The organism is Ectothiorhodospiraceae bacterium 2226 (genome assembly GCA_013348725.1).
Classification (GTDB): domain Bacteria; phylum Pseudomonadota; class Gammaproteobacteria.
Genome location: CP054689.1, coordinates 1,921,696 through 1,947,160, shown reverse-complemented (window position 1 = coordinate 1,947,160; position 25,465 = coordinate 1,921,696). Strand labels below are relative to the sequence as shown.

27 protein-coding genes and 2 pseudogenes are annotated in these 25,465 nt (G+C 68.0%); 9 read left to right on the top strand and 20 right to left on the bottom strand.

From position 1 onward, the window contains the following. Positions 1-3: 3 nt before the first annotated feature. The 3 genes from HUS23_09380 to HUS23_09370 all read left to right on the top strand — a co-directional run bounded on the left by HUS23_09380 (position 4) and on the right by HUS23_09370 (position 3,953). Positions 4-1,929 (top strand): sensor histidine kinase, encoded by a 1,926-nt coding sequence (locus HUS23_09380; protein QKT04012.1) that lies wholly within the window; start codon positions 4-6, stop codon positions 1,927-1,929. After that, positions 1,919-3,280, top strand: a complete 1,362-nt coding sequence (locus HUS23_09375) for a sigma-54-dependent Fis family transcriptional regulator (GenBank protein QKT04011.1) — start codon at positions 1,919-1,921, stop codon at positions 3,278-3,280. Before HUS23_09380 ends, HUS23_09375 begins: the two co-directional genes overlap by 11 nt. A 199-nt stretch (positions 3,281-3,479) precedes the next feature. Then, positions 3,480-3,953, top strand: coding sequence for a DsrE family protein (locus HUS23_09370; GenBank protein QKT04010.1), 474 nt, complete (start codon positions 3,480-3,482; stop codon positions 3,951-3,953). A gap of 98 nt (positions 3,954-4,051) precedes the next feature. On the opposite strand, the gene HUS23_09365 is transcribed toward HUS23_09370, so the two are convergent. From HUS23_09365 to HUS23_09350, 4 genes are all read right to left on the bottom strand, one after another. Then, positions 4,052-4,732, bottom strand: a complete 681-nt coding sequence (locus HUS23_09365) for a hypothetical protein (GenBank protein ID QKT04009.1) — start codon at positions 4,730-4,732, stop codon at positions 4,052-4,054. After that, positions 4,729-4,974 carry a DUF1244 domain-containing protein gene (locus HUS23_09360; protein QKT04008.1) on the bottom strand — a complete coding sequence of 82 codons (246 nt, stop codon included), beginning with the start codon at positions 4,972-4,974 and terminating at the stop codon, positions 4,729-4,731. Before HUS23_09360 ends, HUS23_09365 begins: the two co-directional genes overlap by 4 nt. A 51-nt stretch (positions 4,975-5,025) precedes the next feature. Beyond that, the gene (locus tag HUS23_09355) at positions 5,026-5,310 is read right to left on the bottom strand and encodes a hypothetical protein (protein ID QKT05029.1); all 285 of its coding nucleotides are present in this window, start codon (positions 5,308-5,310) and stop codon (positions 5,026-5,028) included. 233 nt (positions 5,311-5,543) lie between these two features. Then, complete coding sequence (locus HUS23_09350; GenBank protein QKT04007.1) at positions 5,544-8,510, bottom strand: insulinase family protein; 2,967 nt, start codon at positions 8,508-8,510, stop codon at positions 5,544-5,546. Positions 8,511-8,749: 239 nt separating this feature from the next. On the opposite strand from HUS23_09350, the gene HUS23_09345 reads away from it, so the two are divergent. Continuing rightward, positions 8,750-9,022: a hypothetical protein gene (locus HUS23_09345; protein ID QKT04006.1), complete on the top strand. Its 273-nt coding sequence runs from the start codon at positions 8,750-8,752 to the stop codon at positions 9,020-9,022. Positions 9,023-9,151: 129 nt separating this feature from the next. Here the strand turns inward: HUS23_09345 and HUS23_09340 are convergent, their stop codons facing one another. From HUS23_09340 to HUS23_09295, 10 genes are all read right to left on the bottom strand, one after another. Then, positions 9,152-9,625: a peroxiredoxin gene (locus HUS23_09340; protein QKT04005.1), complete on the bottom strand. Its 474-nt coding sequence runs from the start codon at positions 9,623-9,625 to the stop codon at positions 9,152-9,154. A gap of 357 nt (positions 9,626-9,982) precedes the next feature. After that, positions 9,983-10,513, bottom strand: a complete 531-nt coding sequence (locus HUS23_09335) for a hypothetical protein (protein ID QKT04004.1) — start codon at positions 10,511-10,513, stop codon at positions 9,983-9,985. A gap of 69 nt (positions 10,514-10,582) precedes the next feature. Beyond that, the gene (locus tag HUS23_09330; GenBank protein ID QKT04003.1) at positions 10,583-10,771 is read right to left on the bottom strand and encodes a hypothetical protein; all 189 of its coding nucleotides are present in this window, start codon (positions 10,769-10,771) and stop codon (positions 10,583-10,585) included. Between the two features lie 3 nt (positions 10,772-10,774). Further along, positions 10,775-11,443, bottom strand: coding sequence for a class I SAM-dependent methyltransferase (locus tag HUS23_09325; GenBank protein ID QKT04002.1), 669 nt, complete (start codon positions 11,441-11,443; stop codon positions 10,775-10,777). 5 nt (positions 11,444-11,448) lie between these two features. After that, complete coding sequence (locus HUS23_09320) at positions 11,449-13,863, bottom strand: EAL domain-containing protein (protein ID QKT04001.1); 2,415 nt, start codon at positions 13,861-13,863, stop codon at positions 11,449-11,451. 117 nt (positions 13,864-13,980) lie between these two features. After that, on the bottom strand, positions 13,981-14,139 hold the full coding sequence (locus HUS23_09315; GenBank protein ID QKT04000.1) for a DUF3309 family protein: 159 nt from the start codon (positions 14,137-14,139) through the stop codon (positions 13,981-13,983). Positions 14,140-14,214: 75 nt separating this feature from the next. Beyond that, positions 14,215-15,033 (bottom strand): DUF3618 domain-containing protein, encoded by an 819-nt coding sequence (locus HUS23_09310; protein ID QKT03999.1) that lies wholly within the window; start codon positions 15,031-15,033, stop codon positions 14,215-14,217. Further along, positions 15,030-15,422, bottom strand: coding sequence for a phage holin family protein (locus tag HUS23_09305; protein ID QKT03998.1), 393 nt, complete (start codon positions 15,420-15,422; stop codon positions 15,030-15,032). The genes HUS23_09310 and HUS23_09305 overlap by 4 nt, the downstream gene beginning before the upstream one ends. Beyond that, positions 15,409-16,221 carry a hypothetical protein gene (locus HUS23_09300; GenBank protein ID QKT03997.1) on the bottom strand — a complete coding sequence of 271 codons (813 nt, stop codon included), beginning with the start codon at positions 16,219-16,221 and terminating at the stop codon, positions 15,409-15,411. The genes HUS23_09305 and HUS23_09300 overlap by 14 nt, the downstream gene beginning before the upstream one ends. A 234-nt stretch (positions 16,222-16,455) precedes the next feature. Then, on the bottom strand, positions 16,456-17,157 hold the full coding sequence (locus HUS23_09295) for a CPBP family intramembrane metalloprotease (protein QKT03996.1): 702 nt from the start codon (positions 17,155-17,157) through the stop codon (positions 16,456-16,458). Positions 17,158-17,277: 120 nt separating this feature from the next. Here HUS23_09295 and HUS23_09290 point away from each other — a divergent pair, with 120 nt between their 5' ends. The 3 genes from HUS23_09290 to HUS23_09280 all read left to right on the top strand — a co-directional run bounded on the left by HUS23_09290 (position 17,278) and on the right by HUS23_09280 (position 19,533). After that, on the top strand, positions 17,278-18,378 hold the full coding sequence (locus HUS23_09290; GenBank protein ID QKT03995.1) for a lysophospholipase: 1,101 nt from the start codon (positions 17,278-17,280) through the stop codon (positions 18,376-18,378). Positions 18,379-18,505: 127 nt separating this feature from the next. Then, a complete protein-coding gene (locus HUS23_09285) occupies positions 18,506-18,871 on the top strand; it encodes a TraR/DksA C4-type zinc finger protein (GenBank protein ID QKT03994.1) in 366 nt (121 codons plus the stop codon). Further along, positions 18,868-19,533, top strand: coding sequence for an energy-coupling factor ABC transporter permease (locus HUS23_09280; protein QKT03993.1), 666 nt, complete (start codon positions 18,868-18,870; stop codon positions 19,531-19,533). Before HUS23_09285 ends, HUS23_09280 begins: the two co-directional genes overlap by 4 nt. A 39-nt stretch (positions 19,534-19,572) precedes the next feature. Here the strand turns inward: HUS23_09280 and HUS23_09275 are convergent. Further along, positions 19,573-20,115: pseudogene (locus tag HUS23_09275) on the bottom strand (type 1 glutamine amidotransferase). Positions 20,116-20,291: 176 nt separating this feature from the next. Here HUS23_09275 and HUS23_09270 point away from each other — a divergent pair. Continuing rightward, positions 20,292-21,296, top strand: a complete 1,005-nt coding sequence (locus tag HUS23_09270) for a lysophospholipase (GenBank protein QKT03992.1) — start codon at positions 20,292-20,294, stop codon at positions 21,294-21,296. Between the two features lies 1 nt (position 21,297). Continuing rightward, on the top strand, positions 21,298-22,233 hold the full coding sequence (locus HUS23_09265) for a M48 family metalloprotease (GenBank protein QKT03991.1): 936 nt from the start codon (positions 21,298-21,300) through the stop codon (positions 22,231-22,233). Positions 22,234-22,324: 91 nt separating this feature from the next. Here the strand turns inward: HUS23_09265 and HUS23_09260 are convergent, their stop codons facing one another. The 5 genes and pseudogenes from HUS23_09260 to HUS23_09240 all read right to left on the bottom strand — a co-directional run bounded on the left by HUS23_09260 (position 22,325) and on the right by HUS23_09240 (position 25,438). Beyond that, the gene (locus HUS23_09260) at positions 22,325-22,771 is read right to left on the bottom strand and encodes an SRPBCC family protein (GenBank protein QKT03990.1); all 447 of its coding nucleotides are present in this window, start codon (positions 22,769-22,771) and stop codon (positions 22,325-22,327) included. 162 nt (positions 22,772-22,933) lie between these two features. Beyond that, positions 22,934-23,530 (bottom strand): HPF/RaiA family ribosome-associated protein, encoded by a 597-nt coding sequence (locus HUS23_09255; protein ID QKT03989.1) that lies wholly within the window; start codon positions 23,528-23,530, stop codon positions 22,934-22,936. An 87-nt stretch (positions 23,531-23,617) separates the two neighbouring features. Next, positions 23,618-24,079 (bottom strand): annotated as a pseudogene (locus HUS23_09250) (hypothetical protein). Between the two features lie 193 nt (positions 24,080-24,272). Next, positions 24,273-25,148, bottom strand: a complete 876-nt coding sequence (locus HUS23_09245; GenBank protein QKT03988.1) for an alpha/beta hydrolase — start codon at positions 25,146-25,148, stop codon at positions 24,273-24,275. Further along, a complete protein-coding gene (locus HUS23_09240; protein ID QKT03987.1) occupies positions 25,145-25,438 on the bottom strand; it encodes a hypothetical protein in 294 nt (97 codons plus the stop codon). The genes HUS23_09245 and HUS23_09240 overlap by 4 nt, the downstream gene beginning before the upstream one ends. Between the last annotated feature and the right edge of the window lie 27 nt (positions 25,439-25,465).

Sequence of the window (25,465 nt, the reverse complement as noted above, 5' to 3'; positions counted from 1 at the left end):
GCCATGGAGCTGCGTCAAAAGCTGTTTCTCGTGCTTGGCCTGATGGCGGTCGTGCCGCTGCTGTTCCTCTTGTTCAGCGTAGTGGATCGGGTGGAACGCCAGCTCGAGCAACAGGCCTCCGTGGAGATACACGAGCGCCTCGCCATGCTCTCTCGCGAGGTCACCACCCTGCTCGAGACTCAGAAGGCCGTGGCATTGGCGCTCGGCGAAGTACCCGAGGTGCGGGGCTACGGCGCGAGTTGGCCCGCCTCGGGCGGCGATGGCCAGCGCCTCGCGGAGTTCTTCCTGCGCTACCAGCATCAGATGCCGAGCATCCAGGCGCTGCGCTTCATCGACGCCGAGGGCAAGACCCGCGTCAAGGTGAAGGAGGGTCACCAGGAACCCACGCCGCACCGGGACGCACGCGGCGTGCCCTACGTGGAGGATCTGCAGGGTCGTCCCTTCCTCACCCATGCCATGCTGCCGGGCGTGAGCGTGGGCCTCTCCGACTTCGAGCTCGGCAAGGCACCGGGCGAGGCCGATTTCTGTCCGTCGATGGTCCGCTACACCGTGCCGCTGCGCGATGCCGGCGGCGACCTGCTCGGTATGCTGGTGGTCAACATGTGGGGCCGGCAGGTCGACGCGACGGTCCAGGCCTCGGTGAGCGGCCATCCGGGCGAGGCCTACATGGTCGAGATCAGCGAGGACCCGGCGCGCGACGGCATTTACCTCTACCACCAGAACGACGCGCGGCGCTTCGCCAACCAGCTCGGCACCGAGTACCGCTTTGCGCGTGACGTGGGCGAGACGCTGTGGAACCGCATGCGCGCCGACACCGGCGCCGGCACCCTGCGCACCGACGACGGGCGCATGCTGTTCTACCGTCATTACACCCCCGATCCGGCGCGCCCGGCCGGGCGCTGGCTGCTCGTGATCGAGGCCGAGCGCAGCGACGTCATCGCCCCGGTGGCGGCCCTGCGCCAGTGGATCTGGGGCCTGATGGCGGCGGTCCTGATCCTGGCCCTGCTCAGTGCCCGCTGGGTAGCGGCGCGCCTCGCGCGCCCGGTGCACGAACTGGCGGACATGATCATCCGTTACGCCGACGGCGATCACCGCGTGCGCTACCGCGACCGGCGCCGCGACGAGGTGGGCAGCGCGGGACGCGCCTTCAACTATTTGGCGCAGAACCTGGAACAGGCCGAACGGGGGCGCGAGGAAGCCGAACGGGTCGCGCGCCAGGCCGAACGCCTCGCCTCGGTGGGCGAACTGGCCGCCGGCATCGGCCATGAGATCAACAACCCACTGATGAACATCATGTCGCTGGCCGCGCTGGTGCAGGAGTCACTACCGGAGGACGCCGCGGAAGCCCGCGAGGATCTGCGCCTGCTGCAGGCCGAAGGCCAACGCTGCGCCCGCATCGTGCAGGGCATCCTCAATTTCGCCCGCGAGAACCCGCCCAGCTACCAGTGCTTCGATATAGCGGCCCTGCTGGAGGAGACGGCCGCGCTGCTGCGCCACCGCCTGGAGGCGGCACGCGTGCACCTGAAGCTCGACGTACAGGGGGCGCCTTTGCGCCTCGAGGGCGACCCCAACCAGCTGCAACAGGCGCTGGTTAACCTGCTCCTGAACGCGGTGCAGGCCTCGCCCGCCAACTCCTTCATTACGATGCGGGCGGCACGCGAGGACGCGCACCTGCGGGTGGACATCCTCGACAACGGCCCGGGCATCGCGCGCGAGGACATGGCACGGGTATTCGACCCCTTCTTCTCCACCAAGACCGACAGCGGCGGCACCGGACTCGGCCTGTCGGTGAGCTACGGCATCGTTAAGAGGCACGGCGGGGAGATCGTGCTGGCGAACCGCGACCACGGGGGCCTGCGCGCCAGCATCGAGCTGCCGGTTGCCGCCACGGCAGCGTCGCCCGCTTCGGAGGTACGCCATGCCGGCTGAAGGGCCACGCATCCTGCTCGTCGACGACGACCCGGTCACCGGCATCGTCATGCAACGCCAGTGCGCCCGCGCAGGGTATCACTGCCGCGTGTTTCAGAGCGCGCAAGCGGCCCTGGATGCATTCGCCGCCGAGCGCGCCGACCTCCTGGTGACCGACCTGCGCATGCCGCACATGAACGGCTTCGAGTTTCTGGAGCGGGTGCGCGCCGTCGATCCGGACGTGCCGATCCTCGTCATGACCGGCTATTCGTCCATCGAAACCGCCGTCGAATCCATGAAGCGCGGCGCCAACGACTTCATCAAGAAACCGTTCAACTTCGCGGAGTTGAACGTGATGATCGAACGCACGCTGCAGGCAAAGCGCGCCAGGGGACAGGGGGCCGGCCAGACGGCGACGGCGCAGCGGACCGACCGCTACCACATGATCGGCCAGGCTCCTGCGATGCAGCGCCTGTTTCACGCCATCGAGCGGGTGGCGCCCACCCAGTGCCCTGTATTGATCACCGGGGAGGCGGGCACCGGCAAGACGCTGGTGGCCGGCGCGCTGCACGCGCATGGCGCACGGCCCGACGGCCCCTTCGTCGCGCTCGATTGCGGCGCCGTACCCCGCTCGCTGATCGAGAGCGAACTGTTCGGTCATGAGCGCGGGGCCCTGCCCGGCGCGCAGCAGCGCAAGGCGGGAGTGTTGGAGCAGGCGAGCGGCGGCACGCTGTTTTTGGATGAGATCGCCGCGCTGCCCGCTACGCTACAGGCCGCGCTAGCGCGCGCCATCGAAACGCAGCGGCTTACGCGCCTGGGGGCGCGCGCGCCGGTGGCTATCGATGTGCGCATCGTCGGCGCCTGCAATCGGGACTTGTGGGACTTGGCCGCCGTGCGGGCGACCGATCAACTCGACCACCAGCTGTACCGCCTGCTGGATCGGGTGCGCATTGACGTGCCCGCGCTGCAGGAGCGGCGCGAAGATATCCCTGCCCTGGTACAGCATTTCGTCGAGCACTTCGCGGCACGCTACAACCGGCAGGTGCGCGGCTTCGACGCGGCCTCCCTCCAGCGGCTTTGCGCCCACGCATGGCCCGGCAACGTGCGCGAACTGCGCACGGCTGTGGAACGCTGCGTGATCCTCGCCGCGGGCACCGAACTGGCTTGGCCCGCCGGCGGGCAAGACACCGACGGTCCCGGACAGATCGTGTTCCCTGAGGACAACTTCCCCTCGCTGGACGAGATCGAGCGCCAGTACATCGAGCACGTGCTGGAGCGGGCCGGGGGGAAGAAGACCCGCGCCGCGCGCATCCTGGAGATCAACAAAACCACACTATGGCGCAAGTTGCGCCGCAATCAGCCGGACTCTTGACCGGCGGTCAGCGGGTGCAAATTGCACCCGGATCGCCCTCTTGAATGGCGACAACAATAACCATAACAAGTTGATTTCTAGGCGCTCGTTATTCTTCTTGCGCAGAATTCGGAAGCTTGCTACTAAGAATGACATGCTGGTTCCACAGCATGAACATAACCATATAAAGACGTACCCCAAAAGGACGGAGGATACACCCATGTCGAGCATCGCTAAGAAGTTGGCCGCAATCGCCACCGCAGGCTTTCTCGCCCTCGGTCTGGCCGCTTGCGCCGCGCCCCAAGCCCAAGACCGCGGCGCCGCCGCCAACGGCTACCAGAAGCAGAAGGCGGTCTATCACATCAATGACGCGGAGAACGCCTTCGCCGGTCTGCGTAACATTCAGAACCACCTGAACGCGGTGGGCGACGAGAACGCCGACATCGTGGTCGTCACTCACGGCCGCGGCATCGACTTCCTGCTCAGCGACTGGGCCGACAGCCAGGGCCGCTCCCTGGGCGATCCGGTGCACGAACTGGCCTCGCGCGGCGTGGAGTTCAAGATCTGCAACAACACCCTGGTGGGCCGCCAGATCGACGCCAACCGCATCAACCTCAACGCCGAGGTCGTGCCCTCCGGCGTGGCGAGCGTGTCCGAGTACCAGCACCTGGGCTACACCTACGTGAAGCCGTAAGGTCGCTCGATCGCGGCACGAAAAGCGCCGGCGCAAGTCGGCGCTTTTTTTGTGGGGAGCGGACAGGAAGGTGCGGCGCGGACGCCACCGCCCGCGCGTCAGTATCCCGCGAGGGGGTCCAGATAGTCGCCCACCCGCGTCGGCACGCCCTCGAAACAGGCGCGATAGGCGTCACTCTGCATCACCGCCTGCTGAGAGCGGAAGTTCTCGATGTCGATAGTCACCGCCTCGCCCTCGAACCGCCCTTCGCAGAATTCGTAGACGCGCCGCGCGGAGGCGTCGAACTGGCGAAACGCGCGCAACGCGCCGTTGTGGGCAAACAGGTTTATCAGGGTCTGCACCGGCGCGTTGCGGAAATAGGGCAGAAAGCCGGCGTAGTAATTGCGCTCCAGCACGCCCGCCTCGTCGTACACATTGACGTGCACGGCGTGGACCTTGTCCGGGTTCTCACGCTCCCACTGGATCCAGGTGAGCAATGCACCCGAGTCGGCATCGTAGAAGCGTAGCTCGCGATAATATTCGGGATCGCCATTGGGCCCGCCGTAGCCGCCGATCCGCTCTTCGGCGCGCACCGCGCGCCCCTGCAGGACGCGTTCGTGCAGCGCGTGGACGTCCTCCGCGAAGGCATTCCAGATACGCACCTGCTCGGGGTCCGCCCGCAGGTGGGTGCCGCCGGGGAAGCTCTGCGACCACGCCGGCGCCGACAGCGCGGCGCCCAAAGCCCCGGTCAGCGTCCAGACACAAAGGCGCGCGAGCTTGTCGCCTCGGCCCGCGCTCATTTCTGGTACTTCTGTTTCCATTCCTCGTAGGGCATGCCATACACGATCTGACGTGCCTGTTCGTAATCGAGCTCGACCCCCTGCTCCTCGGCGGCGGCCTTGTACCACTTGGAGAGGCAGTTGCGGCAGAAGCCGGCCAGGTTCATCAGGTCAATGTTCTGCACGTCCTTGCGCTCGCGCAGATGCTCGACCAAGCGCCGAAAGGCGGCGGCCTCGAGTTGGGTGCGGGTTTGATCGTCCATCGTTCACTCCTCAACGCATCAACAACACCAAGCCCGGAAGCGGGCGATCGGTCAGGATGCGGTCCACTTCTGCAGCGCGGCGATGAGCGCGCGCGCCTGATCGTCGCTCGATATGTTGAACTTCGACTTTTGGGTGTACACGCCGTTGCGCTTCTGATAACGGCGAATGGTGTACCGCGACGGACCGTACTCGTTGCTCTGCCGGTCGAGGTCCTGGTATTTGAAGATGACCGTCGCCCACGCCCCTTTGGTCAGGATGACCTTGTCCAGTTCTTTAACCAGTTCCACACCGTCTTCGCTGTACGCGACCGTCAAAGCCTCCGCATCGGATGCCATCACTTCCTCGCTTTGTTTTGATGAAAATCGCTTGGACACACCCGGGGCGCCTCCGGTGCCCCCGGAGACTCGCCGGCGGGTGCGGCTCACCCCGCACCAGACCGGCCTTGCGCCGTCCCCCGTCGCAAGGCCTCACCCGCACATCGAACACGCACGTGTTTGATGTGGCGTAGCCGCGCCCGGATTAGGGGGGCGGGGCGTTGAAAAGGCAGGTCGGCTTTTTCAGTATCCTGTCAGAGCTTGCAGACTTCCAGCTCCAACGCGGCGGCGCGCTCCAGACAACCCGCGTTGGAGACCACCGCCACACTCGCCTGCTCGGGGCGCAGATAGGTCTCGCCCACGCGCCGCAGGTCGTCCAGGCTCACCGCCAGTATGCGTTTGCGGAACTGCTGCAAACGCTCCGACGTGCGTCCGTAGAGTTTGTTGTGGAAGGCCTGCTTGGCCTCGCCGGCGGGCGAGCCCGGCTTGTCGAAACTGCCGATCACGCCGAGCACCGCCTCCTCCAGCGCGCGCGGCTCGTGGCGGGCGCTGAGCAGCCACTCGATCGAGCGGTCGAAGTCGGCCAAGGTCTCCTCCAGGCGAGGATCGCGATAGGAGAAGAAGCGGAACGCCGCGCTGTCCGAATCCTGTCCCGCCCCGCCGCCGTAGGCGCCGCCCTGCTCGCGGATCGCGCGGTGCAGAAAACCGTTGCGCAGGAACACCCCGAGCACCGCCAGCGCGGCGGCGTCCGGGTGCTCCATCGGCACCGTCGGGTAGGCCTTGGCGCAGAAGTTGACCTGCGTGGACGTAGACCAGAACTGACGCACGGGGTTACGCACCCCGGGCAAGGCCAACGCCTGAAAGGCGACCGCGCCCGCGGGCGCGTCGGCCCAACGCGCGGCGAGCCCTTGCGCCAACGCCTCGCCGCGCTCTGCCTCGCCCACCAGCAGGAACTGACGCGGGGCGGCCAGCACGCGCTCGTGCAAGCGCTCGAAGCGCTCCACCAGGCGCGCCACGCCGCCCTCGGCATCGAGTTCGGCATCCAGCGCCCGCAGCGCGCGAATACCCTCCAGCCCGCGCACGCGATGGGCGAACGCGGCGGTGGGGCTCATGCCGCTCGCCGCCGCCTTCATGGCGAGCGCGTGGCCGTTGCCGGTGATGCTGCGCTCCCGCGCCTCGCGCCGCTGCGCCATCAGCTCGCGGATGCGCCGGTGCTCATCGAAACGCACCTGCTCGAGCGTCTCCCGCATCAAGTCCGATAGCGCGTCGGCATTGCGCGCCAGCGCCTTGCCGGACAACACGAAGTAACCCTTGACCCGCTGTTCGTCGTCCACCGCGCCGCGCACGGTGGCGCGGGCACCGAGGCCGCCGGTCACCGCAAAGTGCAGCGACTGGGTCTCCAGGTAATCGCGCCCGCCCGAACCCACCTCGGTCAGGGAGGCGGTGTAATGGGTCAGCACCTCCAGCAGGTCGTCCTCCAGCTCGGGCAGCTCGATCACCAGATCCTGGTACACCAGTCCATTGGTGCCCTGCCCGTAGAAGGTCAGCGGCACGGGCTTCTCGCCCACCACGCGCCCCTCGGGAATGGCAAGCTCCGGCGGCACGTCCTCCAGGCCGACCTTGGGCAGTACGCCCGGGTCGTCGTGCTGTTCCTGGCGCGCCTTGAGTTCCTGCGCGCGATTCACCACAAACGCGCGCTCGGCCTCGCTTAGGCGCGCCTTGCGCGCCGCCAAGCGCTGGGCGACCGCCTGCTCGGCACGCGTCCCCATCTCGGCGTCGGGCTTGAGCGTCAGGCGCACGCGGTGCGGGTTGTCCAGCAGCCGCTCGCGCACCAGCCGCTGCACGAAATCGGGCTCCCGCACCTGCTCGCGCAAGCGCTCGAGCACGGGATCGAGGTTCAGCACCGCGACCGGATCGCCGCGGTGAATGCCGGCCGACAGGCCGGTCAGGATGAGGTGCAACCCGTACGGGTAGCTGCCGCCGGTGATCTCGCGCTGGCTCAACTCCAACTGGTGCAGGGCCGCGTCGAGCCGGTCCTGCGGCACGCCGTGTTCGGCCACCTCGCGCAGCACCTCGAGCACCAACTGCTCGAGCGCCTCGGCGCGTTCGGGGCGCGAGCCTTCCAGGCCGCACATGAGGCTCATCTCGCGGTTGGAGTCTTCCACCCCACAGAGCGGCGAGGGTGCGCGCCCAAGCTCGGTGGTCTCCAGCGCACGGCGCAGCGGCGAGGCGCTATTGTCCAGCAGCACACTGGAGAGCAGGTGCGCCTTGAGCATCTCCTCCAGGTCGGTGCTCGGGCCGAGCAGCCAGCCGAGCACGATATGGGTCTTGTCCCCTTCCGCGCCGTCCTCGGCCGGATAGCTCTCCTCCACGTTCACCGGCGCGTAATAGCGCTTTTCGTCGGGCACGGCGAGGTGCGTCTCCAGCCGCTCGAAGCGGTGCAAGGCGCGCTCTTCGAAGTGCGCCTGATGCTCGGCCGCCGGGATATCGCCGTAGGTCATGAACACCGCGTTGGAGGGGTGGTAATGCGTGCGGTAGAAGGCCTTCAGCGCCGCGTAGCTGAGATCGGGGATGTGGTCCGGCTCGCCGCCGCTGTTGTAGTGATACGTGGTGGTCGGAAACAGGTATTTGGTGAACGTGTGCCACAGGACGCTCGCCGGCGAGCTCATCGCGCCCTTCATCTCGTTGTACACCACGCCGCGGTAGACCAGGGGCGTAGTCGGATCGTCCGGCTGCTCGAACTCCAGGCGATGGCCCTCCTGCGCGAAGTCGAGCTCGTGCAGGCGCGAGAAGAACACCGCGTCCAGGTAGACGTCGAGCAGATTATTGAAGTCCTTGCGGTTCTTGCTCGCGAAGGGATAGGCCGTCCAGTCGCTGCTGGTGAAGGCATTCATGAAGGTGTTCAGCGAGCGGCGGATCATCATGAAGAACGGATCGCGCACCGGGTAGCGCTCGCTGCCGCACAGCACCGTGTGCTCGAGGATGTGAGCGACCCCGGTGGAGTCCTGCGGCATGGTGCGCAGCGCGACCAGAAACACGTTCTCGTCATTGTCCGCCGCGAGGTGGTAGTGGACCGCGCCAGTGTTGCGGTGCCGATACTCCTCGACCGCCAGATTGAGGGACTCGATACGCTCGGCACGCACGAACTCGAAGGCGGGATGGGCTTGGGTCGCTGCGGCCTGTGGCGCGCGGCGCAGGGTCTGCGCCGATTCCTTGCTCATGACGATGGTACCTTTGGTCGTCCAGGGGCTGACGCGCCGCCTCACCCCTCGGGGGAACGACGCGCCCATCGGGCCATTATAGAGGCCGCGGCCCGGCCTCGACACCGGGGAATGGCGCCCGCGGCATCTGGTCCCCTGCAGGGTACTGGCGCTATAGTGTCCGTTTGCGTCGGGCTTACTCGGGGTGAGCACCCCAAGTACCGGAGTCCCGACACGTTAACGACGGACGCGGAGCGAGCATGAGCGAACTGCAACTATCCCTACAATTGGTGCGCAAGGTGCAGGAGGCCGTGGTGAGCGCCGACGAGCGCGCCAAGGACCCCATGATCGCCGTGCAATACGTCGCTGCGGTCATGGGCTTCATGGTCGGACGCCTGGACCTGCCCGCGGAGGCTCAGCGCGAGACCATCGAGCAACTTGGCGACTTCGCGCAGCACGTGGCCGAACAGAGTCAGCCCAAACAGGCGCCGCCCGAATCGGCCTTCGGCGTGTGGCGCCCGGGCGATAACTGATATAAGTCCGAATAAGCCCCTCCTGGGCTTCTCGGACCACGCGACGCGAAAAACGTGGTTCTCCCGTCGCTTCGTCGTCAACGGCTACGCCGTTGGCGACGGCGGAGCCGCGCGCGGGCTGATCCGACCTTAGGCGCCGTCCAGCCCGCGTACCAGCTCGAGCACCTGGGCCGCATGCCCGTGCGCCTTCACGCCGTAGAGGGCATGACGCACGACGCCGTCCTTGTCGATGATGAAGGTCGAGCGCAACACCCCCATCCTCTTCACCCCGTCCTTTTCCTTCTCGCGCCATACGTCGTAGAGGGTGCAGGCCTCGAGGTCGGCATCCGAGAGCAGCTGCACGGACAAGCCATGCTTCTCGCGGAAGGCGTCGTGGCTGATGGGGTCGTCGGGACTGACGCCGAGCACCACCGTATCCAGGCGGTCGAAGTCGTCGATGAGATTGGAGAAGTCGATCGCCTCCAGGGTACAGCCGGAGGTGTCGTCCTTCGGATAGAAGTAGAGCACAACGTGCTTGGTTCCGCGGAACTTGGTCAGGGGGACCAAGCGCATGTCCGCATCGGGGAGTTCGAATTCGGGGGCGGCTTGCCCGTTCTCCAGCATAGGCGTGTCACCTGTTCCTGATGGTGGGGCGCGGCGAACGCCGCGCCTGTGCCGCCGGATGGTAAGCGATTGGGCGAGAGAATCAAGCGCCCTAAGAAAGGTCTGAATGAATCCATCCGGGATTCCTCGGACCACGCGTAGGGAAAGGCGTGGTTTTCGCGACGCTTCGTGCGCCACGGCCGGTGGCCGTGGCGCACGGCGGCACTGTTGGAGGGGCTGAATCCATCCATACCGGATGGCTCAGACCGCGCGGCACATGCCTGTGCCGCGGGTAACCGTAACCTTGAATGGATCAGGGCTTCCGGACGCGCTTGCCGGTGGCGCGGGCCCGGCGTTATGACGGCTTGCCTCGGCGCCTCAGGGCAACTCGAGCACGAAGCGCTCGCCAAGGGCGCCGCGCACCTCGTCGAGGGTGGGCACGCGTGCCCACTGCGGATCCATCCACTGCATGCAGCGCACGCGGGCGAACTCGGGCTGCTCGGCCGAGTCGAGTTCCAGCACCACGATCTCGATGCGCGAGGTCAGTGCGCCGCCGCCGGCGAACGCGCCGAGCCCTGCGACCATCACCGGCTGCTCGCCATGCTGCACCTGATCCCATTCGTAGCGCACCCGCGCGACGCGGAACTCGCCCGGCTGGAGCGTGTGAGCCTGTTCCCGCGCCCCATCCAGCTCGAGGCGGCAGTGGGTCTGGTACTGGTTGATGCGCCAATAGCTACGCGTCTCGCCGCCCTGGATATGCAGCCGCGTGTCGCCGGCGGGAAAGGTGAGCGGCTCGCGCAGCGTCAGGGTCGCGCCCTCGAGCACGTCCATCTCGCGCGTGGTCAGCGCCTGACAGGCGCTCAGCAACCACACGCTCAGCAGAGAGAGGAATAGCCAACGACGCTTCATAGCGATATCACCGAGCCAGAGAGGATGGCGCAGTATACGACCGCGGGACGGCGGCTTGCGAGCCGCCCATTACACCAACATGATGAGCAGCAGCACGAACAACACCACGAATGCGATGGGAACCAGAACACCCATCCAGTCACGCTCCTGGGCCTCGCTGCTCTGCTTGAACACGGCCTTGATACCCGGCCCGAACCACAGCAAAACCAGTAGCACGAGCACGCCCAGCAACAATTGCTCCCACAGCGCCAACCCCATCGTTCAGTCCCCCCGCCGTCGCGCGAGCAACAGGCCGTCGGCCAACGGCAGGAGACTGGTATCCACCCGCGCATCGTCGCGCACCTTGCGGTTCAGGGCGCGGATGGCCGCCGTGTCGGCATCCTCGACGCTCGGGTCGGCGACGCTGCCGCCCCACAGCACGTTGTCGACCGCGATCAAGCCGCCGGGGCGTACCAGGGCGAGGCAGTGCTCGTAATACGTGTCGTAGGACGCCTTGTCGGCGTCGATGAAGGCGAGATCGTAGCGCCCCTCCTCACCCAGGTCCCGCAGCTCCCGCAGCGTCTCGGCCGCGGGCCCCAGACGCAGCTCGACCCGCTCGCCGACGCCCGCCTGCTGCCAGTAACGGCGCGCCACCGCGGTCCACTCGTCGCTCAGGTCGCAGGTCACGACGCGGCCCTCGCCGGGCAGCGCCAGCGCCATCCACAGGGCGCTGTAGCCGGTGAAGGTGCCGATCTCGAGCACCCGTCGCGCGCTGAGCAGGCGCACCAGCAGCGCGAGAAACTGGCCTTGCTCGGGCGCGATCTGCATGTCGGCCATGGGGTCGCGCGCGGTCTCCTCGCGCAGTTCGGCCAGTAGCGGGGGCTCGCGCAGGGAGGCATCGAGCAGATAGGTGTACAGCCTGTCGTCCAGGCCCAGGGTACGGCGTGACATGGGGGCTATCCGTTGGCGTTGTCGTTCAGTTTAGCAAGCGCGGTTTCGTCCGCGGGAAGCGCCGGTCCGAGCACGGGGAAGCAGGCGTCGATGGGGCCATCGAGGCGCTGCGGGCGATGAATGCCGTAGCCCTGGGCAAAGTCCGCGCCGAGTTCGCGCAGGCGCAACAGCACGCGCTCGTCTTCCACGTACTCGGCAATGGTGCCGATGTTCATGATTCGGCCGATGCGAATGATGCCCTCCACGATGGCGTGGTCGACAGGGTCGGTGAGCATGTCGCGCACGAAGCTGCCGTCGATCTTGAGGTAGTCGACTTCCAGCTCCCGCAAGTAGCCAAACGAGGACATGCCGCTGCCGAAGTCGTCCAAGGCGAAGCGGCACCCGCGCGCGCGCAGGCCGCGGATCAACTCCAAGGCGCGCTCGAAGTTGGCGATGGCGGCGGTTTCCGTGATCTCGAAGCACAGCTGTTCGGGGGCCACGCCGGCCGCTTCGATCTCGTCGTAGATGAAGGTCAGCAGCCGATCGTCCGTCAAGGATTGACCCGAGAGGTTGATGGCCAGGTGCAGGCCGGGATCGCGGTGGGCGCGCAGGTGCGCGAGGGTCGCGCGGATCACCCAGCGGTCCACCGCGGGCATCAGGTTGTAGCGCTCGGCCGCGGGCAGAAATGCCAACGGCGGAATGAGCGAGCCGTCGCCGTCGCGCATACGCAGCAGCACCTCGTAATGACAGCGCTGCCCCGCCCGCTCGGCAATGGGCGCGATGGCCTGATAGTACAAACAAAAGCCGTCCCCCCTGAGCGCATGGCCGATCCGCTCCACCCAACGCATCTCGCCGCGGCGGCGCACCAGGGCGACGTCGTTCTCGTCGCTGGTGACATAGACACGATTGCGGCCGAGGTCTTTCGCGAGGTAGCAGGCGGCATCCGCCGCGCTCATGATCGCGGCAGGCGACTCGCTGTCGGGAAGCAGGGGAACCACACCGATGCTGACCCCCACTTCAAGCACCTTGTCGCGCCAAACGAAGCGATAATCGGCAATCACCTGACGACAGGTTTCGGCGATCTCCTTGGCGCGCGCCAGGGGGCAGTGCTCGAGCAGCAGGCCGAACTCGTCGCCGCCGAGGCGCGCAAGCATGTCGTCGGCGCGGAGGCTCTCCTGCAGGCGCTTGGTAAGCGCGCGCAACAGTTCGTCGCCGGCGGCATGACCGCAGCTGTCGTTGATCAGCTTGAAGCGGTCGAGATCGAAATAGAGCACGGCGTGCTGCTCGCCTTCCTGGCGCGCCTGCGCCAGGAGCTCCCGCAGCCGCGCGTCGAACTGGCGCCGGTTGGCCAGCCCCGTCAGCGCGTCGTGGGTAGCCGCCCAGGTCAACTGGCGCGCGAGCTCCTCGGTCTTGCTGACGTCGCGGAACACCAGCAGGGCGCCGATCGGTCGGCCGCGCGGGTCGCGCAGCGGCGCCGTGCCCTGTTCGATGGGCAGCCGCCTGCCGTCCCGTGCGCGCAGCCAAGCGTGTTCGGTCAACCCGACCACCGGCCCGTCCGGCATGCTCTCGAGATGCGAGCCGAGCGGCGAGCCCAGCGGGCGGCCCCGCTCATCCTCGATGCGGAAGACCTCCTCCAGCGCCCGTCCACGGGCGAAGGTCGCGCTCCATCCGGTGAGCGCCTGCGCCATGGGATTGAGGTATTCGATGCGCCCCCACGTATCGGCAGTAATCACCCCGTCCCCGATCGCGTGCAGGGTCACTTCGGCACGCTCCTTCTCGCGCGCAAGCTCCGCCTCCACGTCGGCCGTGCGGCGCATGACGTAGTATCCGATGAGGACGCCCAACACAAGCACCGCGAGCCCCACCACCTGCATGAAGGCGCGGGCGTAACGGTAGGCCTCCTCGGCCTCACCGACCGCTGCAGCCGCCGATTGGCTCTGGTAGGCCAGCAGTTCATGTAACACAGCCAGCACATCGTTCTGGGCCGGAATGGCGGCGTGGATGAGACGTTCGCGTGCGGGTTCCTCACGACCGGCCAGCACCAACTCGAGTACCTCCTCCTGGATCCGGGTGCCCCGCATCACGAGCCGGCGCGTCTCCTCCAGCAGAGCCGCCTCCGCCTCGCTAAGCGTAAGCTCGCGGAGCGCATCGCGCGCGACCATGAAGTCGGATGCCATCTGACCGAAACGCTGCAGGCCCGCCTCCCGATCGAACGGGTCGGCAGTGATGGCCAGGTGATGCAGGATGATCGAGCGCTCGCGGGCGGCGTTTTGCATGCCGGTGACCAACGCGATCTTCACGTTGTGCTCGTTGACCACCACGTCCATACGCTCGTAGATCGCCTGCATGCGGCTCAGCCCGATGGAGCCGAGGGCAACCGTAAGCGCCAGAACCAAACCAAAGCCGACCGCAATCAGGTGGCGCGAGTCCTGGATGGCCATGTCGTTATCCTTTTGGCGGCCCAATATCCGCCCTCGCAGCGGGGCGGTACGTCTCACACCAATACCGTGCCTGTGCCGCCTCGTCAACTGACCGAAGAGGCGGCGGCGGACCGACCGCTACAGCTGCCCGAGCGCCACCAGGACGACGACCATCAGCAGGAACGCCGCGATCACGCCGCCGGGCATGTAGCCCCAGCGCGCGCTGTAGGGCCACATGGGCAGGGCGCCGAGCAGCACGAGAACCAAGGCGACGATCAACAGCAACCCGACATCCATTCTTCTTTTTCCGTTGTCTCGATGAAGCGAGCGAACCAAGGGGGCGACAGCGCCGCCCCCATCGCCGCAGGGCGGTCAGTGTGCCTGGGTCGGCGGCGAACCGCTGTCGGCACCGAGTTCGCGGCGGGCCTCGTCGGCACCCGCGGCGCCGGCTTCCTCCACCACGTTCTGCACCTTCTCCACCTGCTCCTCGCCGAACGCCTTGGCACGTTCGCGCCATTGGTCGGCTGCATCGCCCATCAGCTCATCCTCCTGACGCGAGGCCGGCAGCGCCGCACCCAAGGCGGCGCCAGCGGCGACGCCCAGCAGCCCGAGCAATAACGGCTGCTCCTGAAACAGGTGCTCGATGCCTTGGCGCGCCCGCATGCCCTGGCCGCGCATCTCCTCGCGCCAGCGGGTGGCTTGATCGCGCGCCTGGTGCAGACCCCGCCGCCCGCGCTGCCCCACGTCCTCCAGCGTGTGGCGCAGATCCTCACCGGCCTGCTGGGCGCGTTCGCCCAGTTCGCCAACCTGTTCGCCCATGCGCGTGCCCAGCTCACCGGCGCGCTCGCCCATGTCGCCCATCTTCTCGCCCGTGCCGCCGGAGGCCTTGCCCCAACTGCGGGTGACGCCCGCCCCGGTGTAGCCGCCCTGGTCCGCGCGGCTCGCCAACGCCAGCCAGCCCATGCTGAGGCCGAGCATGGCCACCGGCAGAGGGTTGCGCTTCACCGATTCGCCGAGCTGGGTGAAATAGTCGCCGGGGCCGTCGCGCAGGTAATGCAGAGCTTCGTCGAGCACTTGCCCGGGCGAGAGCTTGCGCTGAATGGCGTCCAGAGTTTCGTGCATCTCGGCACGGGTGTGGGAGATCTCCGCTTCGATCTCGGCCGCGCTGCGACCGTTGCCGTTGCTCTTCATCGCACGTGCTCCTTGGCCAGGTCGGCGTCACGGCGCAGCGACGCTTCCGTGCGCCGCGGTTCCAAACGCTCGGCGCTGAGGTTGCGCCGCCCCTTGGTCAGCATGCCGATACCGATGGCAAGCACCACCAGCCCGACGATCAACGGCGCGACCCACGGCTGCTCAAACCCGACCCAGACATGCAGTCCCGCCGTGAGCGCCCACAGCAACACAAGGAAACCGGCGTAGGCGACGAACGCGCCCGCCGCCATCGAGGTGACGCCGCGTTGGGCCTGCTCGACCTTCTCGGAGATTTCAACCTTGGCGAGTTCCACCTCCTTGCGCACCAGCGCGAAGGTCTCGTCGCTGAGGTCGGTAAATAGCGTCGCGAAGGACTTATCTTCCTTCATCGGTACCTCCCGGAGTCTTGCTGGTTGATGTGCCGCTGGGTCCGCGACGGGGCTTGCCCGCCGCCTCGGAGGCGCGACCGGCGGGCCGGGCCTCGCTGGCGCCCGGCCGCGGCAGTTCGTCCCGCTTGCCCGCGCGCTCCGTTGGCAACGGCGCACCGGGCGGCTGGCTGCTGGCGTGATGGCTGGCTTGATGGCCGCGGGACTGTGGGCCGTGGGACTGATGGGCGCCGGACCGTTCGGGCCCATGGCCTGCGCCACTTCCCCGCATAGCCTGATCCTGGCGGCTGCTCTTCAGAAACCGCGACAGCATCAAACCTGCCGCCACGGCACCGCCGATGAACATTGCCGGCTGCCGACGAGCGTAGTCCTGCGCCTGGTGCAACAGGCTCTCGCCGCTACGCCCTTCGAGATTCTCCGCGAGGTGGTCGAGGCCCTGTGCGGCGCGTTCCACGTAGCTCGACAGGGGACGGTGCTCCTGCTCACCCAACTGCTGCGCCGTGCGGTGCAGCGCGTCGGCCAAACCGTGCACCTCGCGGGCCACCACGCCCTTCTGCTCATCGACCAGGGCGCGCGCCTGTTGGGACGCCTGCTGCCCGATGCGCTCGGCCTGCTCGCGCATCTCGCGACCGGCGGCCTCGGCGCCGGAATCGGCCTGTTGGGGATGAGGGTGGGCGCGGGCAGCGCGCATCTGGACGTCGGTATCGGTCTCGGGGGAGGCGCCGCCGCCCTCGAGTCCTCGGGGCGAACGACTGCTGCCGGACTCCGGGGGGCGCCCGGGTCCGTGTGGGGATTGTGCCATCCAAGCACCTCCTTGTGCTTTGGGAGCGTGTGGCCGGCGGCGCGCCGACAGCGCGCCCCCGGCCTCGACGTGCCGCGATGCCCTGCGGCAGGCATCGGCCGCGCGGTAGAACCGCTTGGCGTGAACCGGAGGTCCGACGCCGGTGGGACATCCTTGTCCCGCGGTCATGCTAGGCCGTATGCCGTTAGCTGGTTATAGGAGAGGGATGGGGGGGTGTCAAAAACACGACGAACCTCAGGAGGGCACGGCGAGCGGCATCACCACGATACCGAGGAAATTCTGCAGAAAGTGCATCACCATGGGCGCGACCAGGCTGCCACGCCAGAGGTACACCAGGGCGAGCACGGCGCCCACCGCGCCGATGGTGACCACGCCGGCACCACCTTGATAACCGTGACCCAGCGCGAAGATGATCGAGCCCACGATGACCGCTCCGACCGGGCTCCCCAGCACCACCCGCAGGCGCAACAGCAGATAGCCGCGGAACACCACCTCCTCGGCGATCGCCACCACCACCAGGAACACCAGCGCCAGCAGCATCTCCTCCGGGCCCACCGGCACCAGAAACGAGGGCGGCGCGTCCAGGCCGCTGAGCCCGGCCTCGCGCAGCAGGGCCTCCAGCAGCGCGGCGCCCACGTACATCGGCGCAAACAGCAGCACCCCCCACTGGACCTCGCGCCAATAGCGGCCGAAGCGCAGCCCCAGGGCCGCCAGCGGCTCGCCGCGCCAGCGCACCAGCCCGACCGCCACGGCCAGCAACACCGACTGCAGCACGATGGTATGCAGCGCCACTGTGGTGAAGGTGAGCTCGCTCGGGCGCAGCAACACCATCATCGCGGCCACCACGGGGAAGATCACCAGGAGAAACAGCAGCAGTTCGCCAAGCTGGCTCAAGCGACTGCCGCGCGCGTGCTTGCCCATGTCGAAGGTGTTCATACGGCGGCGGCGCCCTCCGAGCGCGCGAATGTGCAATGTGGGATGAAGGTCTTGCTCGAACGAACGATAGCAGAGGGAGGCCCGTGATATTCTGCGCAGCCTCCGGGGAGGATAAGCAGCATGTCCAAGATCAACATCCCGAGCCCGACCCAGGCCGACCTCACACACGACGCCCGCACTGCCCGTGGGACCCGCCGCCGCTGGGTGGGGCTGCGCCGGTGGCGTGTGCTCCTGCTCGCGGCGGTATTGGCCGCGGCGGCCCTGCCCCTGCTGCTGCAGGGGTGCGGCACCAGCGCCAAGCTGCCGCCTCAGGGCAAGGGCGAGCCGGTGCTCCACCGCGATTACGCCATCATGCCGGACAGCTACGAACTGCCCTTGGCCACCTGGCGCCCGCAGGGGGCGCCCACGGCCGTGGTGCTCGCCCTGCACGGCTTCAACGATTATCACAACGCGTTCCGCAATGTGGGGCCGCACCTCGCCCAATACGGCGCCATCACCTACGCGTATGATCAGCGCGGCTTCGGTGCCACCGCCACGCGCGGCGAATGGGCTGGCACCGAGGCCCTGGTCTACGACGCGCAGCAGATGATCGGCCTGTTGCAGGTCGAGTACCCCGATCTGCCGCTGTTCGTGATGGGCGAGAGCATGGGCGGCGCGGTGCTCATCACCACGCTGAGCCGTGCGGACGCGCCCGACGTGGACGGCGCCATCCTGATCGCGCCGGCGGTGTGGGCGCGTACTACCATGAACCCCTTCCAGCGCGCCGCCCTGTGGGTGGTCTCCCGCCTGCTGCCCGAACGCGAGGTGACCGGGCGCGGACTGAGCATCACCCCGTCGGACAATATCGCCATGCTGCGCGAGCAGGGCCGCGACCCGCTGGTCATCAAGCAGACCCGCATCGACGCCCTCAACGGCATCGTGACGCTGATGGACGAAGCGCTGGCCTCCGCGCGCAAGCTCAAGGCACCGGCGTTGATCCTGTATGGCGCGCGCGACGAGATCATCCCCAAGCGCCCGACCTGTCACATGATCGCCACGCTTCCGCGCGATCCGGGACCGCGCTGGCGCCTGGCCTACTACCCCGACGGCTACCACATGCTCACGCGCGACCTGCAGGGGCCCGTGGTGCTGGAGGACATCGGGGCCTGGATCGGCGACCCGGGCTCACCGCTGCCCTCCGGCCAGGAAGCGGCGGACGGCGGTTCCCCCACCTTCTGCTGAACGGCGGCGCGTTGCGGCGCGCAGACATCGCGTGTATACGTCAAACAGGGGCCGGCGCCGCGCCCGCCCCTCCGCGCCGCCCGATGTTGAGCGCGCGAGCACCGCGACGGCAGTCTGGGGGGAGATCATGCCGCAACCGCCGAACCTCGAGCACTTGCTGGAACGCCTGCGCCGTCAGGCCGCCGACGAGGGGGCCGAGGAGGCGCTGCCGGCGCCCTCCACCGCCATGCCGGAACAGGAGCTGACCTGCACCGGCCGTGTGGCCGATCTCGACACCGTCCAGCTGCAGCACGCCCAGGCCGCGCACAGCCGCCGCCTCGCCGAACGTGCCCGCCACGCCCTGCACCGCCATGCCCTGGGCCGTTACGGGGAGTGCGAAGGCTGCGGCGAAGCCATCGAACCGGCGCGGCTCGAGGCCGACCCGGCCGCCACCACCTGCACCGCGTGCGCACGTGAGGCCGAGCGCCGCATGCGCCGCGGGAGAGCGCATTGAACCTCCCGGACGACCTGCTGCCGGGCGGCCTGCTGTGGTGGGCCCATCTGCTGTTTCTGCCCATCCTGCTGTTCGCGGCACGCTATGCGCCCTGGCACTTGCTCCAGGCCGGTTTCCGGCAGAACGTGTTCCTGGCCGCCTGCGTGGCGCTCATGCTGTTGTGGAGCCTGAGCGCCGGCATGACGCCGGGGCTGCAATTCCATTACCTCGGCGCCACCGTGATGGTTCTCATGTTCGGCTGGCACCTGGCGATCGTCGGCCTGACGCTGGTGCTGGCGGGTGTGACGCTGTTTGGGCAGAGCGGGGTGGAAACCTTCTCGCTGAACGCGCTGCTGATGGCGGTGGTGCCCGCCACGGTCAGCCTGCTGGTCCTGCGTGTGGTGGAGCGGTGGCTCCCTACGCACTTCTTCGTGTACGTCTACCTGTGCGGCTTCGGTGCCGCCGTGCTCGCCATGGGCGCGACCGTGGCACTGGTGATCGGCACCCTCCACTGGGCGGGCGTGTACGAACTCGGCCGCATCGGCTACGAGTACGGCGTGTACGTGCCGCTCATGGTGCTCACGGAAGGCTTCTTCAACGGCATGTTGATCACCGCGCTGGTGGTATACCGGCCCGACTGGGTGATCACCTTCGACGACGCGCGCTACATCGAAGGCAAGTAGCGGAGGCGTCGCGTCGCGACGCGCGACGCCCCCGGCGACCTACTGCATCGCGTGCACGATACGCTCGCCGAATGCCTTCAGATCATCCGGCTTGCGGCTGGTGATGAGGTTACCGTCCACCACCACCTGCTCGTCCACCCAGCGCGCGCCGGCATTCTCGAGGTCCTTGCGCAGCGTGGGCCAGCTGGTCATCTGCTTACCCTCGGCCACGCCCGCATCGATCAGCAGCCACGGTCCGTGACAAATGGCGGCCAGCGGCTTACCGCTTTGTGCGAAGCGGCGCACGAAGCTGACCGCCGCCTCGCTCAGGCGCAGCATGTCGGGGTTGGCCACCCCGCCCGGCAGCACCAGCGCATCGTAGTCCTCCGGCGCGGCTTCGCCGACGTGACGGTCGGCCTGAAAGGTCTGATCGGGCGTCAGGTGATCGAAGCCCTGGATCTGCTCGCCGCTGCCCTTGGGAGATAGCACCTCCACCGCGGCCCCCAGCGCCTCGAAGGTCTCGCGTGGGCGGGTGTACTCAACCTCCTACACGCCGTCGGTGAACAGCATCGCCACGCGCTTGCCCTGCAGGCTTCGCTCCATCGTGCACCTCCTTGTGTGATTCGACGAATCGCTTAGTGCCCGCCCTCCATGGCGAGATGCGGCGCGGCGGGCATAAACCGCCCCGCCCGCACGTCCAGTAAGGCTAGAAGCCGGTAGGGCGAGAAGAAAGCGCCCGAACACTTGCGCCTCCCGGCGCACCCACCCAGACTGCGCCTATGCGCCGAGTACATCGCGGCGTCCTGCTGACCGGGGCGGCTGTCGTGGCCGTGGGCACCCTCGCCGCCTGCGGCGCGGTGCAGCACACGCCGCTGTTGCCCGCCGTGCAGGAGCCGGCACTGAACGAAGCCGACGTCGTGATGCGCGACGGGGTCGCACTGCCGCTGCGGGTATGGCAGCCCGCGGGTGCGCCGCGCGCGGTGCTGCTCGGCCTGCACGGCTTCAACGATCACGCCCGCGCCTACGCCCCCACCGGGGAATACCTCGCCCGCCATGGCATCATCACCTATGCCTACGATCAACGCGGCTTCGGCGCCGCGCCGTTCCGCGGGTTGTGGACCGACCACCGCCGCCTGGCGGCCGATGCGCGCACGGTGATCGACCTGCTGCGCGCGCGCCATCCGGGGCTGCCGGTGTACCTGATGGGCGAGAGCATGGGCGGCGCGGTGGCACTGATCAGCGCCACCGAGCAGCAGGCGTCGGTGGACGGCCTGGTGCTGGCGGCGCCGGCCGTGTGGGGCCGCGCCAGCATGAACCCGCTGCAGCGCCTGCTGCTCGGTACGCTGGTGCGCGTTGCGCCGGGCCTGACCGTGACCGGCGCGGGGCTGCGCATCACGGCGTCGGACAACGCCGAGATGCTGCAGGCCCTGCGCGACGATCCCCTGATCATCCGCCGCACGCGGGTCGACGCCATTCATGGCATGGTGAACCTGATGGACGCCGCGGCGGCGAGCGCGGCGCAGCTAAACCTGCCGACCCTGATCCTGTACGGCGCGCGCGACGAGATCATCCCGCCCGGCCCGACCTGCCACTTCCTGCGCGCGCTGCCCGCCCACACCCCCGCGCGCCTTGCGTTCTATCCCGAGGGCTACCATCTGCTGACACGAGACCTGCAGGCCGAGGTCGTGCTGGCGGACATCGCGCACTGGCTGTTGCGGGCCGACGCCCCGCTGCCCTCCGGCCTGGAACTGGACCCGCCGCGCTGGACCGAGGCTCTGTGCTGAGATGTACGCCCGCCACAAGCTGATCAACACCCTGCAGTCGCTACTGCTGCTCGGCGGCATGGGCGCGCTGCTGGCCGCGGTGGGCTGGCTGCTCGGCGGCGAGCTGTTCATGCTGTGGATGGTGGTGATGGGGGTGCTGCTGGTGGGCTTCTCGCCGCGCGTCCCGCCGGCCCTGATCATGCGCCTGCATGGGGCCCATGCGCTGTCGCCCTGGGAGGCACCGCGGCTGCACGCCCTCAGCGAGGAACTGGCGCGCCGCGCGGCACTGCCGGCGCCGCCCACGCTCTATTACCTGCCGAGCGCCGCCATCAACGCCTTCACCGTGGGTCCGCGCGAGGAAGCGGCCATCGGCGTGACCGACGGCCTGCTGCGCCACCTCACGCTGCGCGAGCTGACCGGCGTGCTGGCCCACGAGATCAGCCACGTGCGCCACAACGACACTTGGGTGATGGGCCTCGCCGATCAAGTCATGCGCATCACCGGGCTGCTGTCGCTCATCGGCCAGTTGCTGGTGGTGGCCAACATCCCGCTGCTGCTGCTGGGCGAGGCGCACATTCCGTGGCTCGCGGTGCTGCTGCTGGTATTCGCCCCCACGCTGAGCGCGCTGCTGCAACTGGCGTTGTCGCGTGCCCGCGAGTTCGATGCCGACCTCGGGGCGGTGGAACTGACCGGCGACCCGCACGGCCTGGCCGCCGCGCTGCACAAACTGGAGCACCAGACACGCGGACTCGCGGCGATGCTGCGTCGCAGCCGGGGAGACCCGGTGCCCGCCATCCTGCGCACGCATCCCGCCACAGGCAAGCGCATCGAGCGGTTGCTGGCGATGGCGCCGCCACCGCCGACTACGTGGGTGGAGACCGGGGACGTGCCCGTGCGCATGTCGCCGCGGCTGCGCGAGCTGCCACGGCTGCGCCGTCGGCCGTGGCTTTGGCCCTGAGGCGCGACGGGGACGGGCAGCCGTCCGCGTTAGGCCGTCCGAATAGAAAACGGGGGCCGGCGGCCCCCGCTCGTTGTGAGATGGTCGGCGGCTAGTGAATCTCGCCGCGCCAGGCGCCGGTCGCGCCACGCTCCTCGACCATCTTCTTGAACTCCTCGAGATCGCTGTGCACGCGCCGGCCGGTCATGCCCATGGCATCACCCACATTCTCCATCATGCCCTCGGGCTCGTACTCCATCTCGACGTGCACGCGCGTGGTGGTGTCGTTCATCGGCTCGAAGGTGACGATCCCGCCATTCTTCTGGCCCTTGATGCTGCGCCAGGCGATGCGCTGGTCGGGCACCTGCTCGATGATCTCCGCGTCCCACTCCACCTCCTTGCCGGCGACCTTGGCGCGCCAATGCAAGTGCTTGTCGTCCACCTGTCGAACCTCTTCGACATCGCCCATGAATTTGGGGAAGTCTTCAAACTGCGTCCATTGGTTGTATGCGGTGGTGACCGGCACATTGACCTCAATGGAATCGCGAACAGTCGACATCGTTAACCTCCTTGTCGTGAGCCCGCCGAGCGGGCAATCGGGGATCTAGTATCAGAACTTCGGGCCCATCCTTGGGCCCGGAGCAGCCTCGCGAGTAAGCTGAGGCGCATACGTCTTCGACTCAAAGTCTAGGCCATCGGTCGCATATTGCAGGCGGCCGCGTCAGGGCCGGGCGGCCTGTTCCGCCGTGCCTGCACGCACACCGGGCTTGTCGATGATCTGCACGGTGCTCGCCTGGGGACCATCCTCGCCCATGAACTCCACGAAGCGCACCTGCGTGCCCACCGCCAAACGCGTGTAGTCGTCGTGCAAGACCGCGTTGCGGTGGAAATAAATGTCGCGGCCGTCGGGCGTTTTCAGAAAGCCGTAGTCCTGGTCGGGAAACAGGCGCGCGACCAGCGCGACCGGTTCATCGTGCACCTTCACCTCGTGCCGCCGTGTGGCGACCGCGCGTTTGATCTGACGCTCCATGGCCTCGAACGCGTCGCGGATCACGGTGCGCAGTTCGATCTCCTGGTCGACGCGCACCGGCTCGGCCACGGCGACCAGATCCTTGCGCGACGGCAGCGTGATCTCGACGCGCACGTGGTAAGGCTTGCCGCTGTGCTGATGGCGGTGCGGCAGTTCCACCGCGACGCGGCAGCCGATCACACCGCCGCCGGCATAGCGCTCCATGCGCTCCACCTGCCGGCGGATGAAGGCCTCCGCCCATTCGGAACGGTCCACGCCGTGAAAGCTGATCTCCAGCGGTACCTGCATGCTCTCCTCCTAAGTCCATCCCTTGTCTTCCGCCCGAACGTCGCATCGACGCGCGTCGCCACGGGCGGACGCGCCAGGCGTCAGTGCCAAGATGACGTTCGGATCACGGCCCTCGAGGCGGTCGTACAAAGCGCTGTAACGATACATGTGGTCGAAGTCTTCCAGCATGCCGAAGCGGTAGACGGCCGCCATCTTCTCGTCCGGCTCGTTCATCGCCACCGCAGCGGTCACTTCGATCGCGACCTGCTCGAAGCCGAGCGTGGTTTCCAAGGGCGACTGATCGGGCGGCAGCAGCCAGTTGACCAGCGTCTGTTGATGCTGCTCGGTGCGCCGCACCCGCGCCAGATGCGGACGCAGGACTTTGTTCATGCGGGCGCAGGCGTGGGAAAAGCGCAGTGCCTCGGACTCGATGCCGTTCATGAGGATGATGCGTACGCGCGTAAACGCGTCGTCATCGAGTTTGCTGATGGGTTGGCGGACCATGTCCCGCCAAGTGAATTTCTGCCGATCCAGCGGCGTCCCTTTCTCTTTCCAAATATCCAGGGCCATAGCGATCTTCCTCCTTGAAGAAAGCGATGCGACCCCCGGCCGGGTTGTCGAAATGTGCGCGCGCCGTAAAGGCTAGACCACGTTCGGTGCGTCGTAGAGGGCGCGCCGCATAGAATTTTGCGATCCCGCGGCCAACCCACGGCGGGGCGCGGACTTGGCGCGCGCACCTCTGCCGCGGCTGGAGCAGCGCCCGCTAAGGGTGCGCTTGTAGGAGATTATCCAGCATGCGTTCGGCCAACTGACTCGGCAGCGTGAAGTGGCCATGCTCGGGCAGCAGGTGCAGCTTGGCGTGCGGCAGGCGCGCCGCGAGGCGCTGGGCATGATGGGCCGGGACGGTCACGTCGCGCGCCCCGTGCCACAGGGTGACGGGCACCTGCACATCCTCAGGCGCGAAACCCCAGGGGCGCGCGTACACCAAGAGGTCGCGCAGCGGCCCGCCCGCCCCCTGACGCACGCCCTCGCGTACCGCCTCGCACAGCAGGGCGCGCAATGTCGGCTCGCGCAGCGCCGCCTTATCCCCGGCCGGGCCGCCCCAGGTCATCAGCCGCAGCAGCGCCGGGGGGTGGCGTCGCGCGAGCGGCACGAACAACACCGCCAGCACCGCGTGCAGCAGCCAGGGCGCGTAGCGTGCCAGCAGCAGGCCCGCGCGGCCGAGCCACATCATGCCGCGGGTGTGCGCGAGCCTTTCCACCTGACCCATGCCGCACACCAGCACCGCGTGCTCGACGCGCGGACCGAGCCGCGCCGCGCAGGCCAACGCATACGGGCCGCCGCCGGAGATGCCGATCAGGGTGAAGCGTTCGACGCCGAGCCGGTCGGCGGCGTGGGCCACGTCCGCCGGCCAATCCACCAGACGCCGCTGCGGCAATGGGTCCGACAGGCCGTAGCCGGGGCGTTCCAAGGCAAGCAGGCGCAGACCGCGTTCCGCCGCCGCCTCGTGCGCCCAGCGCGCCTCCAAGCGGGAGCCGGGCAGACCGTGACAATAGAGCACGGGACGGCCCCGCGGATCGCCGTAGTCCGCGTAGCCCAGCCGGCGCCCGTCCGGCAACGTCAGGGTCGCGTTGCTCACGTCGCGGCGAGCAGCGCCTGCACCAGGTCGCGCCACTCCTCGTCCGGCGGACGGGTGCCCGGCGCACGCTGCGCGCGCGCATACCAGTAGGCGGCGTTGGCGCTGTCGCCTTCTTTACGGTGCAGGTAGGCATGCACCCAGGCCCCGGCGCGGCTGTCATCCGCTTGGGCCAGACGGTGGGCCGCGGCCCAGTCATCCTGCGCGTCGTACCACAGCGCCTGCAGCGCCGGGGTGAGCCCCGCCGGCGGCCGCTCGGCCACCAGACTGGCGTGAAAACGCTCGTAATCCATATTCTCGCCTCGCCATTTTGTTGTGCC

Bases quoted from the DNA above. Each gene is read 5' to 3' on its own strand.
- HUS23_09360 (QKT04008.1), bottom strand. From the start codon at position 4,974: ATGGACGATCAAACCCGCACCCAACTCGAGGCCGCCGCCTTTCGGCGC.
- HUS23_09345 (QKT04006.1), top strand. From the start codon at position 8,750: ATGAGCGAACTGCAACTATCCCTACAATTGGTGCGCAAGGTGCAGGAG.
- HUS23_09260 (QKT03990.1), bottom strand. From the start codon at position 22,771: ATGTCGACTGTTCGCGATTCCATTGAGGTCAATGTGCCGGTCACCACC.
- HUS23_09270 (QKT03992.1), top strand. From the start codon at position 20,292: ATGCGCCGAGTACATCGCGGCGTCCTGCTGACCGGGGCGGCTGTCGTG.
- HUS23_09285 (QKT03994.1), top strand. From the start codon at position 18,506: ATGCCGCAACCGCCGAACCTCGAGCACTTGCTGGAACGCCTGCGCCGT.
- HUS23_09290 (QKT03995.1), top strand. From the start codon at position 17,278: ATGTCCAAGATCAACATCCCGAGCCCGACCCAGGCCGACCTCACACAC.
- HUS23_09350 (QKT04007.1), bottom strand. From the start codon at position 8,510: ATGAGCAAGGAATCGGCGCAGACCCTGCGCCGCGCGCCACAGGCCGCA.
- HUS23_09295 (QKT03996.1), bottom strand. From the start codon at position 17,157: ATGAACACCTTCGACATGGGCAAGCACGCGCGCGGCAGTCGCTTGAGC.
- HUS23_09310 (QKT03999.1), bottom strand. From the start codon at position 15,033: ATGAAGAGCAACGGCAACGGTCGCAGCGCGGCCGAGATCGAAGCGGAG.
- HUS23_09240 (QKT03987.1), bottom strand. From the start codon at position 25,438: ATGGATTACGAGCGTTTTCACGCCAGTCTGGTGGCCGAGCGGCCGCCG.
- HUS23_09355 (QKT05029.1), bottom strand. From the start codon at position 5,310: ATGGCATCCGATGCGGAGGCTTTGACGGTCGCGTACAGCGAAGACGGT.
- HUS23_09315 (QKT04000.1), bottom strand. From the start codon at position 14,139: ATGGATGTCGGGTTGCTGTTGATCGTCGCCTTGGTTCTCGTGCTGCTC.
- HUS23_09380 (QKT04012.1), top strand. From the start codon at position 4: ATGGAGCTGCGTCAAAAGCTGTTTCTCGTGCTTGGCCTGATGGCGGTC.
- HUS23_09375 (QKT04011.1), top strand. From the start codon at position 1,919: ATGCCGGCTGAAGGGCCACGCATCCTGCTCGTCGACGACGACCCGGTC.
- HUS23_09320 (QKT04001.1), bottom strand. From the start codon at position 13,863: ATGGCCATCCAGGACTCGCGCCACCTGATTGCGGTCGGCTTTGGTTTG.
- HUS23_09300 (QKT03997.1), bottom strand. From the start codon at position 16,221: ATGGCACAATCCCCACACGGACCCGGGCGCCCCCCGGAGTCCGGCAGC.
- HUS23_09305 (QKT03998.1), bottom strand. From the start codon at position 15,422: ATGAAGGAAGATAAGTCCTTCGCGACGCTATTTACCGACCTCAGCGAC.
- HUS23_09330 (QKT04003.1), bottom strand. From the start codon at position 10,771: ATGGGGTTGGCGCTGTGGGAGCAATTGTTGCTGGGCGTGCTCGTGCTA.
- HUS23_09365 (QKT04009.1), bottom strand. From the start codon at position 4,732: ATGAGCGCGGGCCGAGGCGACAAGCTCGCGCGCCTTTGTGTCTGGACG.
- HUS23_09370 (QKT04010.1), top strand. From the start codon at position 3,480: ATGTCGAGCATCGCTAAGAAGTTGGCCGCAATCGCCACCGCAGGCTTT.
- HUS23_09340 (QKT04005.1), bottom strand. From the start codon at position 9,625: ATGCTGGAGAACGGGCAAGCCGCCCCCGAATTCGAACTCCCCGATGCG.
- HUS23_09335 (QKT04004.1), bottom strand. From the start codon at position 10,513: ATGAAGCGTCGTTGGCTATTCCTCTCTCTGCTGAGCGTGTGGTTGCTG.
- HUS23_09265 (QKT03991.1), top strand. From the start codon at position 21,298: ATGTACGCCCGCCACAAGCTGATCAACACCCTGCAGTCGCTACTGCTG.
- HUS23_09255 (QKT03989.1), bottom strand. From the start codon at position 23,530: ATGCAGGTACCGCTGGAGATCAGCTTTCACGGCGTGGACCGTTCCGAA.
- HUS23_09325 (QKT04002.1), bottom strand. From the start codon at position 11,443: ATGTCACGCCGTACCCTGGGCCTGGACGACAGGCTGTACACCTATCTG.